Annotated in this window: 17 protein-coding genes; 9 read left to right on the top strand and 8 right to left on the bottom strand. The window is 37.1% G+C overall.

What is annotated here, in order from left to right; all coding sequences use genetic code 11:
* The first annotated feature begins 35 nt into the window (after nucleotides 1–35).
* On the top strand, nucleotides 36–587 hold the full coding sequence (locus tag NITER_RS02495; protein ID WP_084276109.1) for a nucleoside phosphorylase-I family protein: 552 nt from the start codon (nucleotides 36–38) through the stop codon (nucleotides 585–587).
* Entirely contained in the window at nucleotides 584–1,468 is an 885-nt protein-coding gene (locus NITER_RS02490; RefSeq protein ID WP_084276111.1) for a cation diffusion facilitator family transporter, read from the top strand. The genes NITER_RS02495 and NITER_RS02490 overlap by 4 nt, the downstream gene beginning before the upstream one ends.
* Here the strand turns inward: NITER_RS02490 and rny are convergent.
* Nucleotides 1,465–3,033 (bottom strand): ribonuclease Y, encoded by a 1,569-nt coding sequence (rny, locus tag NITER_RS02485; protein WP_084276113.1) that lies wholly within the window; start codon nucleotides 3,031–3,033, stop codon nucleotides 1,465–1,467. The two genes, NITER_RS02490 and rny, sit on opposite strands and share 4 nt — an antisense overlap.
* Nucleotides 2,939–3,577, bottom strand: coding sequence for a 5-formyltetrahydrofolate cyclo-ligase (locus NITER_RS02480; RefSeq protein WP_084276114.1), 639 nt, complete (start codon nucleotides 3,575–3,577; stop codon nucleotides 2,939–2,941). Before NITER_RS02480 ends, rny begins: the two co-directional genes overlap by 95 nt.
* A 59-nt stretch (nucleotides 3,578–3,636) precedes the next feature.
* Here NITER_RS02480 and NITER_RS02475 point away from each other — a divergent pair, with 59 nt between their 5' ends.
* Genes NITER_RS02475 through NITER_RS02460 form a run of 4 tightly spaced genes read left to right on the top strand, consistent with a single transcriptional unit; the run spans nucleotide 3,637 to nucleotide 6,723 of the window.
* Nucleotides 3,637–4,209, top strand: coding sequence for a TlpA family protein disulfide reductase (locus NITER_RS02475; protein ID WP_159445328.1), 573 nt, complete (start codon nucleotides 3,637–3,639; stop codon nucleotides 4,207–4,209).
* Entirely contained in the window at nucleotides 4,210–5,073 is an 864-nt protein-coding gene (ftsY, locus tag NITER_RS02470) for a signal recognition particle-docking protein FtsY (protein ID WP_084276116.1), read from the top strand. It abuts the gene before it with no gap.
* A gap of 24 nt (nucleotides 5,074–5,097) precedes the next feature.
* A complete protein-coding gene (radA, locus tag NITER_RS02465; protein WP_084276117.1) occupies nucleotides 5,098–6,444 on the top strand; it encodes a DNA repair protein RadA in 1,347 nt (448 codons plus the stop codon).
* Nucleotides 6,445–6,453: 9 nt separating this feature from the next.
* Entirely contained in the window at nucleotides 6,454–6,723 is a 270-nt protein-coding gene (locus NITER_RS02460; RefSeq protein ID WP_084276118.1) for a hypothetical protein, read from the top strand.
* Here NITER_RS02460 and NITER_RS02455 read toward each other — a convergent pair whose 3' ends face one another.
* Nucleotides 6,724–7,515, bottom strand: a complete 792-nt coding sequence (locus NITER_RS02455; RefSeq protein WP_084276119.1) for an MlaE family ABC transporter permease — start codon at nucleotides 7,513–7,515, stop codon at nucleotides 6,724–6,726.
* Between the two features lie 48 nt (nucleotides 7,516–7,563).
* Between NITER_RS02455 and acpS the strand changes: the two genes are divergently transcribed.
* On the top strand, nucleotides 7,564–7,926 hold the full coding sequence (gene acpS / locus NITER_RS02450) for a holo-ACP synthase (protein ID WP_084276120.1): 363 nt from the start codon (nucleotides 7,564–7,566) through the stop codon (nucleotides 7,924–7,926).
* Here acpS and thiS read toward each other — a convergent pair.
* Both thiS and NITER_RS02440 read right to left on the bottom strand, forming a co-directional pair.
* Entirely contained in the window at nucleotides 7,903–8,103 is a 201-nt protein-coding gene (gene thiS, locus NITER_RS02445) for a sulfur carrier protein ThiS (protein ID WP_084276121.1), read from the bottom strand. The genes acpS and thiS overlap by 24 nt on opposite strands.
* A complete protein-coding gene (locus NITER_RS02440) occupies nucleotides 8,060–8,644 on the bottom strand; it encodes an ankyrin repeat domain-containing protein (RefSeq protein ID WP_084276122.1) in 585 nt (194 codons plus the stop codon). Before NITER_RS02440 ends, thiS begins: the two co-directional genes overlap by 44 nt.
* A gap of 226 nt (nucleotides 8,645–8,870) precedes the next feature.
* Here NITER_RS02440 and NITER_RS02435 point away from each other — a divergent pair, with 226 nt between their 5' ends.
* Nucleotides 8,871–9,119: a FeoA family protein gene (locus NITER_RS02435; RefSeq protein ID WP_197685323.1), complete on the top strand. Its 249-nt coding sequence runs from the start codon at nucleotides 8,871–8,873 to the stop codon at nucleotides 9,117–9,119.
* A complete protein-coding gene (gene feoB / locus NITER_RS02430; RefSeq protein WP_084276123.1) occupies nucleotides 9,112–11,232 on the top strand; it encodes a ferrous iron transport protein B in 2,121 nt (706 codons plus the stop codon). The genes NITER_RS02435 and feoB overlap by 8 nt, the downstream gene beginning before the upstream one ends.
* Here the strand turns inward: feoB and NITER_RS02425 are convergent.
* The 3 genes from NITER_RS02425 to NITER_RS02415 are packed head-to-tail and all read right to left on the bottom strand — an operon-like array spanning nucleotide 11,222 to nucleotide 14,577.
* Nucleotides 11,222–12,217: an SAM-dependent methyltransferase gene (locus tag NITER_RS02425; protein ID WP_197685324.1), complete on the bottom strand. Its 996-nt coding sequence runs from the start codon at nucleotides 12,215–12,217 to the stop codon at nucleotides 11,222–11,224. The two genes, feoB and NITER_RS02425, sit on opposite strands and share 11 nt — an antisense overlap.
* Nucleotides 12,204–13,394: a TolC family protein gene (locus tag NITER_RS02420; protein ID WP_084276124.1), complete on the bottom strand. Its 1,191-nt coding sequence runs from the start codon at nucleotides 13,392–13,394 to the stop codon at nucleotides 12,204–12,206. The genes NITER_RS02425 and NITER_RS02420 overlap by 14 nt, the downstream gene beginning before the upstream one ends.
* Complete coding sequence (locus tag NITER_RS02415; RefSeq protein WP_084276125.1) at nucleotides 13,387–14,577, bottom strand: aspartate aminotransferase family protein; 1,191 nt, start codon at nucleotides 14,575–14,577, stop codon at nucleotides 13,387–13,389. Before NITER_RS02415 ends, NITER_RS02420 begins: the two co-directional genes overlap by 8 nt.

Below are 14,577 nucleotides of genomic sequence, written 5' to 3'. Positions count from 1 at the left end.
ACAATCAGCTATTATAATTGTAACAAAGGTTTACAATGCTCATAACCACAGCTACATATACTGAAGCTGCGCCCATTATTGAAGCACTGCAATTAGAAAAAGTTGCTACAAAACCCTTTCGCATCTATGCAGCATCTCATATACAACTACTCATTACAGGTATAGGTATGCTCAATGCAGCAATTGCTACAACTTCACTCCTTACAAATAACCAAAAAGCAGTCTTTAATATCGGATATGCTGCAGCAGATATTGTGGGTATACTCTATAATATTACAAAAGTAATCGATGGTTGTAGTAAAAGTATTTATCACCTTTCCCAAAGTAACACACTTCCTAATGCTGCTTGCACCACTCTTTGTCATCCAGCCACCACTCCACACAAAACTCTTGTAGATATGGAAGCAAGTGCAATTGTACGGTGTGCTAGAGTATATAACGTTCCTGTAAAAATTTTAAAAATCGGTTCAGATAGATTTAATCCAAAAAGTTTACAAAAAAATAGTGAGCTTATAAGTAAGCATATAGATACAATCTTAAGTCAAATCGAGCTACAATTGCAAAAAAATATTCAAGGAAAAGTATGAGCCTACAAAAGAGTGCTACCGTTGTTGCAAGTATCGTTGCGGCTATTTTGGTCATTATTAAGCTGGTTGTGGGAATTTTAAGTGGTTCTGCTGCAGTATTGGCTAGTGCTATCGATTCAATCTTAGATATTGCAGTCTCTATGTTTAACTACTTTGCAATTTCCAAAGCAGAAAAAGCCCCTACTGAAAAATTTAATTATGGTCTTGGCAAAATAGAAGCACTTGCAGCCGTCATTGAAGGTACCATTATTACAATTTCAGGGCTATTTATCTTCTACAAAGGTGTAATAAATATTATTCAACACAAACAGATTGCCTATCTTGGAAGCTCTATTTTTGTCATGATAGCTTCTATCATCCTTACAGGTGCTCTCGTTATTTTTCTCAATTACGTCTACAAAAAAACTAACAACATGGTTATCAAATCAGATGCTCTGCATTATAAAACAGACCTCTTTAGCAACTCAGCAGTTCTTGCATCATTAGCGATTATCTATTTTACGCAATGGCACTGGATCGATGGGGTTTTTGGTATTGCAATAGCAATCTATATCATCAAAGAGGCTTTCGAACTTATCAAAGAGGGAACACTTATGCTTCTTGATGTAGCTTTAGATGAAGAGATTGTAGACAATATCAAAAAAATCATAACTTCACAACCAGAAGTAACAGATTTTCACTATTTACGCTCGCGCCGCAGTGGAGATACTAATTTTGTAGATGTACATGTGGTTTTTACCCCAGAGATCTCATTAATGGATGCGCATAGAGTTTCAGACAAAATCGAAGATGAGATCAAAAAACTCGATCCCACCTCAAATTGGCATATTACGATCCACCTCGATCCTTATGATGACTCCCCACATGGAGAGGATCATTAACGAGCGAACTCTATCGCTCTGTTTTCTCGTATTACATTCACTTTGATTTCGCCTGGGTACTGTACGCTCTCTTCAATATCTTTTGCGATCTCTTTTGCAAGCAATACAGCTTCATTATCAGTAACGAGCTCAGCATTGACAATGACACGTACCTCTCGGCCTGCATTTATTGCATAGGCCTTTTTGACTCCCGGCTTGGCAAGAGCTATCTCTTCAATAGCTTGTACGCGTTTTAAAAAGGCTTCAAGCACTTCTCGTCTTGCTCCTGGACGTGCTGCACTGAGCGTATCAGCTGTACATACAGCAGCTGCTTCAATAGTTTTTGGCTCTTCGTGTCCATGATGCGCATAGATTGCATTGATAACCACATCAGGCTCTTTGTAGCGTCTACAGATATCTGCACCAAGATCCACATGGCTCCCACTATATTCGTGGGTCAAAGCCTTTCCAATATCGTGCAAAAGACCTGCTCTTTTAGCAAGTACCTCATCTCCTCCCATCTCTGCAGCCATAATACCTGCGAGATGCGCAACTTCCAAAGAGTGACCAAGAGCGTTTTGTCCATAGCTTGCACGAAATTTTAATCTTCCAATGAGTTTAACCAGTTCTGGGTGAATCTGTCCAATACCAAGCTCCATAACTATCTCTTCACCCTCTTCAAGGAGCTGCTGGTCAAACTCCTCTTTTACTTTTTCATAAATCTCTTCAATACGAGCTGGCTGGATCCTTCCATCTTCAACTAAAAGCTCTATAACTTTTGTTGCAATTGCGCGGCGATAGAGATTAAATGAGCTTAAAACTATCGCATTTGGTGTATCATCAATGATAATATCTACACCTAAAAGCATCTCTAACGTTTTTATATTGCGCCCCTCTTTACCAATAATGCGCCCTTTTATATCCTCACTTGGGATACTTACAGTATTTATAAGACGCTCTGCTGCAAACTCTCCGGCATATCTCGTAGTAGCTTGCGCAATGATGTAGTTCGCCTTTCGCTTAGCCTCTCTTTTTGCTTCCTCTTCATATTTTCTTACAATATTTGCAATTTCAGCTCTACTCTCCTCTTCTACCTTTTGCAAAATAAGCTCTCTTGCTTCTTCAGCAGTAAGCCCCGCTTGCACTTGCAGCGCCTCTAATACTTCGTTATGTTTTTCTTGATATTCAGCTTTGAGATTTTCATACTCCTCTCTTAGCTTATTAATTTGCTCTTTTTCCTCTTTTATCTCTTGCTTTTCAAGCGTAATATGCTTAAGCTCATCTTTGAACATCTGCTTCAAAGACATCTCTTTTTCCATAAGCTCATTAAAGCGCTGTTCATACTCTTTTTTGAGCTCATCGAGCTTTTGCTCATACTCTTTTTTCGCAGCAAGTTCAGCCTCTTTTGCCTTAACTTGCGCATTTTTAAGAATTATCTGCGCTTCATGCTCAATAGCCTTTGCTTTAGCACGTGCTTGCTCTTCATATATCTTAAATTTCTCTTTTTCTAATTTTTTTGCGACGAAATACCCTGCAGCGCCACTTATTATTGCTGCAGAGCTTCCTACTAATAGCTCTACCCACATCACTTTCCCCTCGTATAAGAATTTCTTCCGGGGTAACTAAAATATCTCCTAAAACATCATAAGTGTCTGTAAGAATAGTATCAGTAAAACATTTTTTTATCTGTACAAACACAACAGTTGGTCTGTATGACAATCTTGCAAAGAACCTGTCATACATGCCTTTACCAAACCCAACTCTTCTAAAATCCCCGTCTACCCCGATGACAGGAATTATAGCCATATCGATTTTTTGCTCTAAATGAGAGTTACCAGGCTCGAAAATAGAGAATTTTTTCTTCTTTAAAGGCAGTCTCAATTTTACCATTTTAAAGCTTTTAGCTTGCATAAATGGAACAAATATCTTTTTTTTACCCCTCAAAGCAAATATTTTTTTCATTTGCGGTTCATGTGGCATTGGTACATAAGCTAAGATATTGTTTGCGCCGGTTAAAGAGATAAGTTTTAATACAATTTTTTGAACCTTCTCTTCTTTCTTGCGTTTAGCTTTTACTTTAAAAATCTTCTCTTTACAAATTTGACGAAAAAGTGGTTTATCATACCTCATCTTAAGCCTCTATAGATTATAATTGAGCCATTCGTATATTAGCAAAAAAGGGCACTATTGTGAAAAAACTGCTCATACTCTTTTTAATCATAACTCTCTTTGCAGGTTGCCAAAAAAAAGAGCATACAGAAGATAAAACTGAAGTTTCACACAAAGCACAAACAGCGCAGCACCTTCCTCAAAAAAAGGCAAAAAGATTTATTCTACGAGATCTCAATGGTACAACTTTTACAATCGAGCAATCACAAGAGAAATTTCTCTTTCAGCCTTCCAAAAAACTCACGCTACTTTTCTTTTTTACATCATGGTGTCCTTCATGTAAAGCGCAACTTATTGAACTCAAAGAGATACAAAAGAAATTCCCAGGACTTGCAATTATAGGGATCCTTCTTAATCAACCTCCAGATGCAAAAGAGTTTGTGCGCAAATTTAGTATTGACTTTTTTGTCTCTACAAGCTATAAAACAAACAATGAAGTGGCATCTCATATATACAAATATGTCAAAGCCCCTGGAAATATACCTGTGCCTATGATGGTGCTTTTGAAAGATGGAAAATATTTTGTGCACTATTTTGGTGCTGTACCCTATGAAATCATCGCTTCTGATATTAAAAGAGCAAAGGAAAAATAGATGTTTGGGTTTATTAAAAAAGCATTAAAAAAGACTGTAGATAATATTGAAGAAAATGTACCAAAAAAGAAAAAATATGCCTCACCAGAAGAGATCGAAGAGCTCTTAATTGAAGCAGATGTAGAGTATGATCTCGTAGAAAAGATTGTAGCTTCACTCCCTGCAAAAGTCAATCGTGTAGCACTAAAAAATGAGTTGCTTTTTCTCTTCAAGCCTGCAAATGCACCACAAGCCGATATAAAACCTTTTGTAGAACTCATTATTGGTGTAAATGGTGCAGGAAAAACTACTACAATAGCAAAGCTTGCATACCGCTATAAACAAGAAGGCAAAAGTGTAATTTTAGGGGCTGCTGATACATTTAGAGCAGCTGCTATTGAGCAGCTTACTCGTTGGGCACAAAAATTAGACGTTCCTATTGTTGCTACAAAGCAGGGGCACGATCCTTCAGCTGTAGCGTATGACACTATTGCAAAAGCAAAAGCTAAAAATATTGATAATGTCTTAATAGATACTGCCGGAAGACTTCATACACAAACAAATCTTGCTGAAGAGCTCAAAAAGATTGTGCGCGTTTGTGGTAAAGCGATGGAGGGTGCTCCACATAGAAAACTCCTCATTCTCGATGGTACACAGGGAACTTCTGCAATCAACCAGGCAAAAACTTTTCATGAAATGGTAGGTGTTGATGGGGTGATAGTTACGAAACTTGATGGTACTGCTAAAGGTGGAGCACTTTTAAGTATTTCACACGAGCTGCAACTCCCTATACTCTTTGTTGGCACAGGAGAAAAGATGGAAGATCTCGCTCCATTTGATCCAAATGAGTATGTGGATGCGATATTGGATGCTATTTTTGAATAATATCTTTGAGTAAATAGAAGAGTTATGGCAAAGAAAAAAACGCTTTTTGAGTGCCAAGCCTGTGGATACAAAAGCAGCAAATGGATGGGAAAATGCACCAATTGTGGCGCATGGGACAGTTTTGTAGAGCTGAGTGCAAAAGAGATAGAGATACTCCAAAAAATTGATAAAACTACTTTATCAAGCACAAATGTTATTCCCATTACAGAGGTTGAGCAAGACAAGATCCAACGCATCCCTACCGGGATGGATGAGCTCGATCTCGTTTTAGGTGGTGGGCTGGTTCCTGGTTCATTGGTACTGGTAGGAGGTAGTCCCGGGGTTGGAAAATCAACACTTTTACTCAAAACCTGTGCAAATCTAGCAAAAACTAACAAAAGAGTACTCTACGTCAGTGCTGAAGAGTCTGCTGGGCAGATTAAGATGCGAGCAGATCGCATCGAAGCAAACGAAAAAAATCTCTACTTACTCAATGAACTTGTCTTGGAAAGCATCATTGCTCAACTTGAAAAAGATCATTTTGATCTGCTCGTCATTGATTCAATCCAGACAATCTATTCACAAGAGATCTCCTCAGCTCCTGGGAGTGTGAGCCAAGTTAAAGCCGTTACGTTTGAGCTTATGCGCCTTGCCAAAAGTAAAAAAATTCCTATCTTCATCATTGGCCATATCACTAAGGAGGGCTCCATTGCAGGTCCTAGAATTTTAGAGCATATGGTTGATACTGTGCTCTACTTTGAAGGGGATAGCTCTCAAGAGATCAGGCTACTGCGAGGATTTAAAAACCGTTTTGGCAGCATTAGTGAAGTAGGAATCTTTGAAATGACAAAAAAGGGGCTAGTGAGCGCCAAAAATATTGCCAAACGCTTTTTTAATCGTAAAAATGCACTCGTAGGCTCGGCTGCAACTGTAATTATGGAAGGAAGCAGACCAATTATTCTTGAAGTACAAGCACTCGTTGCAGAGACTGGTTATCCCTCTCCCAAACGCAGCTCTACAGGTTTTGATACCAATAGACTTACTATGCTTTTGGCTCTTTTAGAAAAGAAGCTAGAGCTTCCTTTTAATCAATATGATGTGTTTGTCAATATCGCAGGTGGTATCAAAATCAATGAAACTGCTGCAGATCTTGCTATAATAGCGGCAATTTTGAGTAGTTTTCGCAATCGCCCCATCAGCGAAGAGACCATTTTTTTAGGAGAGGTAGGACTTACTGGGGAAATTCGAGATATCGTCATGCTCGATAATCGTCTCAAAGAGGCTGCTTCACAAGGTTTTACGAAAGCTATTGTCCCTAGCAGACCTCTTGAAAAACATAATATCAAAACCTACATTGTAGAGAGTGTAGAAAAAATTGTAGACTGGATGTAAGGAGAAAAAATGGGAAAAAAGTGTAAAGCACACGTAAGCATGGAAGAGAGATATGCAAGATTAGAGATCGATTATGAGAGCGTAGAAGAGAAAAAAAATATCTGCAATGTCGTTAATGATCTCATCGTAAAACATAAAATCTCACCACAAATTACAGTTGAACCGAAAACTATTGAAACTGGTGAGTATGTTATAGAGTTTCATGACGATTATGACAAAAAGGCTGGGCCTTTTTTCGAAGATCTCTTAAAGACACTCCATATCGAAAAGTGTGATTAATCACCAATCGAGATATAAAAAGAGACTTGAAAGAAAATAGTTAGCAGCAAATACAGTCATAGCAGCATAGACTACCGCTTTGGTAGTCGATAGCCCCACGCCTCTTGCACCACCACGTGTAAAGTAGCCAATATATGTGCCTATGATGCTTATGAGATAGCCAAATACCACTGCTTTAATAATACCTGTGCCAATATCGCTAAATTCAAGATATGTGGTAATTGTGTTTTTATACTCTGTAGGATTGACACCAAGTGCATAGGTTGAAATGAGATATGCAGCAATATTTCCCAAAAAGACAAAAATGATAACTAAAATAGGAGTAGAGATAGTTGTTGCTATAACTCGGGGAATAATGAGGTATTTTTTACTATCTACAGCTAATGTATCAATCGCATCGATCTGCTCTGTCACGCGCATTGTTCCTAGCTCTGCAGTCATTGCACTTATAGCACGAGATACCAACATCAATGCACCAAACACAGGACCCAACTCTTTAGAGATAGAAACAAAAATCGTGTAGCCCATAAAACTCTCGGCACTAAATTTGTGAAAACCGTGATAGAGTTGTATCGCTTCTACAAGTCCTGTAAAAATTGCTGTCAATGCAATCACAAAAAATGATCCAACTCCAATAATTTCTATTTGCTGTAAAATCTCTTTTATGCGATAAGGAGGTTTGAAAAAGAGAGGAAGTAGTTTTATTTCAAAGAGAATAAATGCTCCAAATTTTTCTAAGATTTTATAAAAATTAACTACAGGCAATCCCAAATAGTAAAAAAATTTCTCCATAAAAAACCTTGCTATAATTTGTTAGTATTTTAGCAAAAAAGGTCTTAGATGATAGGTATCGATATCGTAGCAATCAAAAGAATAGAAAATTTCATAGAAAAGCATGGAAACAAAGGGCTAGAGAGATTTCTACTCCCATCTGAAATCTCCATCGCAAAAAAGCCTCAAACAGTAGCAGGTTTTTGGGCTGCAAAAGAGGCTATCGCTAAAGCTCTTAGATGCGGTATCGGCTCCGAGCTCTCATTCAAAGATATCGAAATTTACAAAGAGCTTACTGGAGCGCCAGCTTTTCGTCTTCTCCATGGAAAAGAAGAAAAATTTGAAATCATAGACTCTTCTCTCTCCATTAGCCATGACGGCGGATTTGCAATTGCTGCTGCTTTTATCTTAACCGCCTCCAGTAAATCCTAAAAACTCTATTTTATCACCCTCTTTGGGCTTGAAACTCCCCCACTCCTCTTTTTTGACAATCTCCATATTGACAGCTACCGCCATAACTTTTTCTTCTATTTTTAACTGCTTTAAAATATCCTCAATAGTGCTATTATTTGGAATCTCTTTTCTCTCCCCGTTTATCGTTACCAACAATACACTCTCCTTTTGTAAAACTTTGCATATATTTTGCCACCAAAAATCTATGCTTTGCGTAAGCGAGCTGACAAGGATTCATTCCTAAAGCATTTTTAATGTTTGGATCTGCTCCAAGTTTAATAAGCAGATCAATCATTTTCACATCACCCATATAAGCTGCTTGATGAAGTGGTGTGATACCATACTTATTTTGAGCATTGATATCAGCATCATGTCTCAAAAGATAAGAGATAATATTGACTCTTCTCTCCCCTACTGCATAGTGCAGCGCAGTCATACCATTGTTATCTTCAGTATCAACATCTGCGCCATGTTCTACCAGATATTTTACAATATCCAAATTTCGCATCTTTACTGCCATTAGCAGAGGTGTAATGCCAGCCTTACTAGCAGCTTCCACATCAGCACCATTTTTGATAAGACTTTTTATACGTTGCATATCCTCTTTATAGATTGCTTCATGAAGTTTTGTCCAACCATTGATACTATCAGCATACAAAGATATGAATAAAAAAATTGTTATGAATACTTTTTTCATGGTTTCTCCTTTACGAAACTATAACAAAAAATTGTTAATAATAAAAATTATTCATTAGCTTTTTCATCTTATCATAATTTTCTCTTAATTTTTTCTCTTTGCATTCTATCTTTTTCAATCTAATTTCAATCTCATTGCTTATAATTTTATATGAAATTTAAAATTTACGAAAAAGGCTTGCCAGTATGAAACATCTTCTTAAGAAAATTATCGAAAAAGCCAAAAAATGAGTAGAAAGCTCCTCTCACAAATGTTACCAAAAGAGAAAGGTATAATCAAAAAGATTGGAGCTATTGGTGAGCTTAAAGATAGACTTCTAGAGCTTGGCGCACTCACAAATACACCCATTGAAGTGGTTCGCATTGCCCCGTTTGGTGATCCAATTGAGATTAAAATAGGAAATACCCATATTGCTCTACGAAAAAGTGAGGCGAGCAAGATAGAAGTGGAGCTTTTTAAGGAAAAAGATGATTAGTATCGCCTTTGTCGGAAATCCTAATGTCGGAAAAACAGCACTTATAAATAGCATTGCAGGGAGCAATCTTCAAGTAGGCAACTGGCCTGGTGTAACAGTAGAGAAAAAAGAGGTGAGATTTGAATATGAAGGAGAAGAGATCTATCTTGTAGATCTTCCCGGCACCTATACACTTACTCCCTATTCTTTAGAAGAGAAAATCACACGTAATGCACTTTGCAGCGAAAATATTGATGGCATTATCGATGTGATAGATGTTACAGATATAAGACGCAATATGTATCTAACATTAGAGCTCATCGATCTGCAAAAGCCTATGGTCGTAGCTTTAAATATGTTTGATGAATTTAGTAAAAGAGGATATGAGCTCGATATTAAAAAACTAGAAACCATTATAGGAATTACGTGTATTCCAACAATTGGTTCTCAAGGTATTGGGACAAAAAAACTTTTAAAGGAGATCTATCAAGCAGTAAAAGAAGATAAAAAGCCCAAGATTATTCCTTATCAAGAACATATAGAAAAAGAGATATCCTTTTTAATAAAAAAGCTAGAAAACTACTCTTGCGATATTAAACGCTTTTTAGCTATCAAACTTTTAGAAGGAGATAGCTTTGCTGTACAAAAGGTTTCAACCATAGATCCATCTATTGTAGCATCTGCAAATCAAGCGCGTAAACGACTGCAAGAGCATTTGGGCATGAGTGTCAAAGAGTTTATCATTCAAGACAGATACCAAAAAATAGATAAGATTTTAGATCAAACACTTCATAAACCTCTCATTGACAGAGTCCTTCTTAGTGACAAAATTGATAATTTAGTGCTGCATAAAATATGGGGATTACCATTATTTGTCCTACTTATGTTTTTAATGTTTAAGATCACTTTCGATGGCTCTGCCCCACTCGTTGACTGGATGAGTGGATTCTTTGAAGATTTTCTAGCACCTCATCTGCGATCTACAATGCACTCTTTGCCTTTATGGGTTAGCTCTTTGATTATAGATGGAGTAATAAGTGGCGTAGGTCTTGTACTCTCTTTCTTGCCACTTTTGGCTTTTTTGTACTTTTTTATGGCTCTGCTAGAAGAGAGCGGTTATATGGCACGGGTCAGTTTTTTACTAGATCGTCTCGCACAAAAGTTAGGAGTAAAAGGGAGTGCTTTTATCGCTTTAATTGTAGGTTTTGGCTGTAATGTCCCAGCTATTTATGCTACAAGAACTCTAACATCTAAAAAAGAGAGAATTATTACAGCTTTGATGATACCTCTGATGAGTTGTAGTGCAAGACTTCCTATCTATGCACTCTTTACATCACTCTTTTTTGTTCACCATCAAGCACTTATTATTACTTCATTATATATTTTAGGTATTGCCATCGCATTTTTGATAGCATCTATTGCAAACAAGATATTGCCACAAGAGGAGTCAAAACCATTCTTTTTAGAGCTTCCAACATACCATATGCCTACCCTCAAAGCGATATGGCGCTCGATGAAACCAAGGCTTACGGATTTCGTCATAAGAGCTGGAACTGTTATTGTCTTAGCATCTATCATTTTGTGGGCTATTATTACTCTGCCTCCCTCATCGACTCCTCAAACATCCTACTTAGCTAGATCGGCTAAAACCGTCGCACCACTTTTTAAACCGATAGGATTTGGAGATCACTGGGAACCAGTTGCCGCATTAATACCTGGCACTTTGGCCAAGGAGGTGGTTATAGGAAGTCTTGGCACTATTTATGGGGTGGAAAATGTGCAAAAAAAGGTAGCAAAAAATTCATGGTTGGAAGATTTTAAAGAGCAGATACTCTCTTTTTGGCGTGCAATTAAAATGTCTTTATCAAATATCGCTACAATGCAAATACAAACACTCTCCACTGAAACAGAACCAAGTGTATTGAAACAAAAAATTCGTGAGCAGTTTACTACAGCTGCAAAAGCTTTCTCTTATATGGTCTTTGTACTGCTGTATATTCCTTGCGTATCTACCATGGCTGCAATAAAAGAGGAGTTTGGCTGGAGATTGATGCTTTTTGAGATAACATTCCTGCCTATTCTTGCCTACTTTGTCTCTTTTTTAGCCTATCGCTTGGCTCTTTTTATCTTTTAGCAAAATGGATCATCTTAAACCGCTCTCCCATTTGGGAAGGGCTTATGAGGATTTTTACCTTTTCTAGCTCTTGTTTATAAAGTTCATAACCTTTTCTCTCAAGAATCTCTTCTAAAAGATCCATTATACCAAACTCCACAAGAGCAGCTAACTGTGTTTTATACGAAACTATTTCAAATCCAGCCTCACTAAAGGCCTTTTTGAGATGAGAAAAATTGACATCATAGGTAATATCACTTCTTTTATAAACTTTTTTGATATCTAGCTTTTCATCAAAAAATGGATAGACCTGGTGTTTGGTATAGACACGGATACTAAAATCGTTTCTTACCTCTAAATCTCCATAGTCACAGGTAATAAAATCAATTTTTTCAAATGCATTAAACATTTTTTGAGCAAACTCCTCATATCCTATTGCAATCTCTCCTTTTATTTGCCCAAACTCTTTAGCTAATGCTAAAATATTTGGATCGGCTTCTTTCCACTCTATTTGAAACTCAGAATTTACATAAGCTTGTTTTCCTTTAAAAAGAAGCTCACAGCCGAATGCATCAAAAATCTCATTGGCCACCACAAAAGCCTCTTTTTGCTTTACTTCATCCAAAGAAGTGTAGTGACGGAACTTGATCGCATAACCAAAACTCTCTTGCATATATTTGCTTTGCAGATTCCTTAACTTTTCTATTGGTTCAACAATCGCAAATTGAAGCGTATTTATAAGATTTGGTTCAAAGGTATAAAGAAACTGGATAATATCAGCTAACAAGTATCCTTGGTGAGCACCTATCTCCATGATAGTTGCAGTTGGCGAGAGTTTACCTTCTTGAATATGAGAATAAATATATTTAGCAATCGCTCCTCCAAAAAGGGGCGTAACGCTGACAGATGTAAAAAAATCTCCACTTTTGCCTATTTGCATCTGATTTGCATAGTAGCCATCTTTGGCATAGAGCCACTCATGCATAAATTCACTAAATTTTTTCATCACTCATCTCTTGATAGAGTTGACTCAAAATGATCTGCTTTTGCATATCGAAGATTTTGAGATCAAGCTCTTTCGTTTTTAAAGAGTTTTGCATAATCTGTACATCATATTTTGTCTTCTCTCCAGCTTCAAAGCGATCTTTTGTGTCCTTCAAAAGCCCTTCATAGAGCCCCAAGTCCTCTTTGGTTAAAGCAATCTTTTTATCAAGAAGCTTCAATGAATGCAAACTTGTTTTATAAAAATTTCTTTTTTCACGCATCAGTTGTAAAAGATGGTTTTTGGATTTGAGATAATCAATCTTTGCTGATTCTATATTGCGCAAGGCGTTGATATCAAAGAGAGGCATACTTATACGAAAACCGTATGTTTTGTAGCTATCACTATATTTATATCCAGGAACATATAAGCTTCCTTGCATTTTTTGAGAGTTATAATTTGCAAAGAGAGACAAACTGGGTAGATATCTTGCAATACTCATATAAGCATAATTCTTATTAGCTTCTATATCGGCTTGACTTTGTTTTAAAGACAGGTTTTTTTGTAAAAACTCAGCTCTTTGAATGAGGGTAAATCTCGGAATCTGTGCGCTATCTGGATCAAGATCGCTTATATTTTTTATCTCTTTTTTAGTCTGCTGCAATTTATCTTCCAAATCTATCAAAGCAATAGCCAGGCGGTTTTTATTTAAAATAGCGTTATCTAAAAAGGTGCTATCAATCTCTCCATGAAGATATTGATCTTTTTTGATCAAGATATCAAGTTTTGCATTCTCAATGAGCAGTTTTTGCTTTTTAATAGAAAGCTGTAACTGCTTATATTGAAGTGCAAGCCGGATATAGCGAAAAACGTAAGATTTTTCTTTACTCTGTACACCAAAAAGAGCACTTCTTTTTTTCGCGTTGGCATAGAGAATCGCTTTGTAGATACCACCACTTTTAAAGATTGGCTGGTCTACTTGTATAGAAAAGGATTTAAAAAGCTGATTTGGGTATTGATCCCCTTTTTGATAGGTATAACGCATATTGATAGGATTGATCCAGCTATCGTGCAGTATTTTGGCTTCTACAATACTCTTTTTCTTATCCAATTCAATCTCTTGCTCTTTGAGTTTGGAGATAAGTCCATTTTGCGCTAGTAACAATAGAGGCAAAGAAAGAAAAGCTACTTTTTTAAGCAACTGCTACCCTTTCTAAAGCCTTTTCAAATCTTTTAAATCCCTCATCCATCTCCTCTTTGGTAATGGTCAAAGGTGGTAAAAAGCGAACAGTATTCCTTCCAGCTTTCAGCACCAATAATCCTTCATTGAAAGCTTCCTCTATAATTTTTCCTTGAATTTCGGCACTTTTTGCTCTTAAACCTCGCATCATTCCAAATCCCACCTCTTTCTCAAAGAGTGCTGCATACTTTTTCGCTATCTCTTTTAATCTCTCTTCGAAATAGATAAAATGCTCATCAAGCTTTCCACTTGCTTTCAACTCTTCTAAAATTGCGATTACTTCCAAAGCAGCTCTTGTACTAAGGTAATTTCCACCAAATGTGCTTCCATGATCACCTGGTTTAAAAATATCTTTGAGGCGTGTCATAACTGCTCCTATTGGCACTCCACCGCCAAGACCTTTGGCAAGTGTAATGATATCAGGCTCTATCTCATAGAGATTACTAGCTAAAAACTCTCCTGTGCGATAAATTCCTGTTTGCACTTCATCAATAATTAGTAAAACATCTTTTTGCTTTAAAAGTTTTGCCAGATTTTGCACTGCCTCTTTATCTTGTGGCTCAACACCACCTTCTCCTTGAATAAGCTCTATCATAACTGCAACAGTATGATCATCTATTAAATCTGGAATTTGATCGATTGAATCAGCATAGACAAAACCGTCAGGAAAGGGACCAAAATAGGTATGCATCGCCTCTTGCCCGGTGGCTTTGAGGGCAGTAATGGTTCTACCGTGAAAAGAGTGTTTAAGGGTGATGATTTTATAGCGCTTCACTTTCCCATCAACTTCTCCATACTTTCTTGCAATCTTAATAGCCCCCTCATTTGCTTCTGCTCCACTATTTGCAAAGAAAAGCCGCATATCATAGCTACTCAGCTCCACTATACGCTTTGCAAGCAATGCTTGTGGCTCAATGAGATAGAGATTTGAGATATGAATGATCTTTTGCGCTTGATCACAAATAGCATCTGCTAATCTTTTATTACCATGTCCTACACTCACTACCCCAATACCACTGGTAAAATCGATAAATTCTTTGCCCCTTTCATCATATAATTTTGCATTTTTGCCTTTAACAAAGTTCACATAGTTTCTTGCATAGGTATGAAGCACAAAGGTTTGATCAATCTCTTTCAAATGCAT

Source organism: Nitratiruptor tergarcus DSM 16512 (genome assembly GCF_027946175.1).
GTDB classification, from domain to species: Bacteria; Campylobacterota; Campylobacteria; order Campylobacterales; family Nitratiruptoraceae; genus Nitratiruptor; species Nitratiruptor tergarcus.
The sequence above is the reverse complement of the archived record's forward strand: the minus strand, read 5'-3'. Positions and strand labels throughout refer to the sequence as shown.

Coding starts and splice junctions, on each gene's coding strand:
- NITER_RS02495 (WP_084276109.1), top strand. CDS start 36: ATGCTCATAACCACAGCTACATATACTGAAGCTGCGCCCATTATTGAA.
- NITER_RS02490 (WP_084276111.1), top strand. CDS start 584: ATGAGCCTACAAAAGAGTGCTACCGTTGTTGCAAGTATCGTTGCGGCT.
- rny (WP_084276113.1), bottom strand. CDS start 3,033: ATGTGGGTAGAGCTATTAGTAGGAAGCTCTGCAGCAATAATAAGTGGC.
- NITER_RS02480 (WP_084276114.1), bottom strand. CDS start 3,577: ATGAGGTATGATAAACCACTTTTTCGTCAAATTTGTAAAGAGAAGATT.
- ftsY (WP_084276116.1), top strand. CDS start 4,210: ATGTTTGGGTTTATTAAAAAAGCATTAAAAAAGACTGTAGATAATATT.
- radA (WP_084276117.1), top strand. CDS start 5,098: ATGGCAAAGAAAAAAACGCTTTTTGAGTGCCAAGCCTGTGGATACAAA.
- NITER_RS02460 (WP_084276118.1), top strand. CDS start 6,454: ATGGGAAAAAAGTGTAAAGCACACGTAAGCATGGAAGAGAGATATGCA.
- NITER_RS02455 (WP_084276119.1), bottom strand. CDS start 7,515: ATGGAGAAATTTTTTTACTATTTGGGATTGCCTGTAGTTAATTTTTAT.
- acpS (WP_084276120.1), top strand. CDS start 7,564: ATGATAGGTATCGATATCGTAGCAATCAAAAGAATAGAAAATTTCATA.
- NITER_RS02440 (WP_084276122.1), bottom strand. CDS start 8,644: ATGAAAAAAGTATTCATAACAATTTTTTTATTCATATCTTTGTATGCT.
- NITER_RS02435 (WP_197685323.1), top strand. CDS start 8,871: ATGAGTAGAAAGCTCCTCTCACAAATGTTACCAAAAGAGAAAGGTATA.
- feoB (WP_084276123.1), top strand. CDS start 9,112: ATGATTAGTATCGCCTTTGTCGGAAATCCTAATGTCGGAAAAACAGCA.
- NITER_RS02425 (WP_197685324.1), bottom strand. CDS start 12,217: ATGAAAAAATTTAGTGAATTTATGCATGAGTGGCTCTATGCCAAAGAT.
- NITER_RS02415 (WP_084276125.1), bottom strand. CDS start 14,577: ATGCATTTGAAAGAGATTGATCAAACCTTTGTGCTTCATACCTATGCA.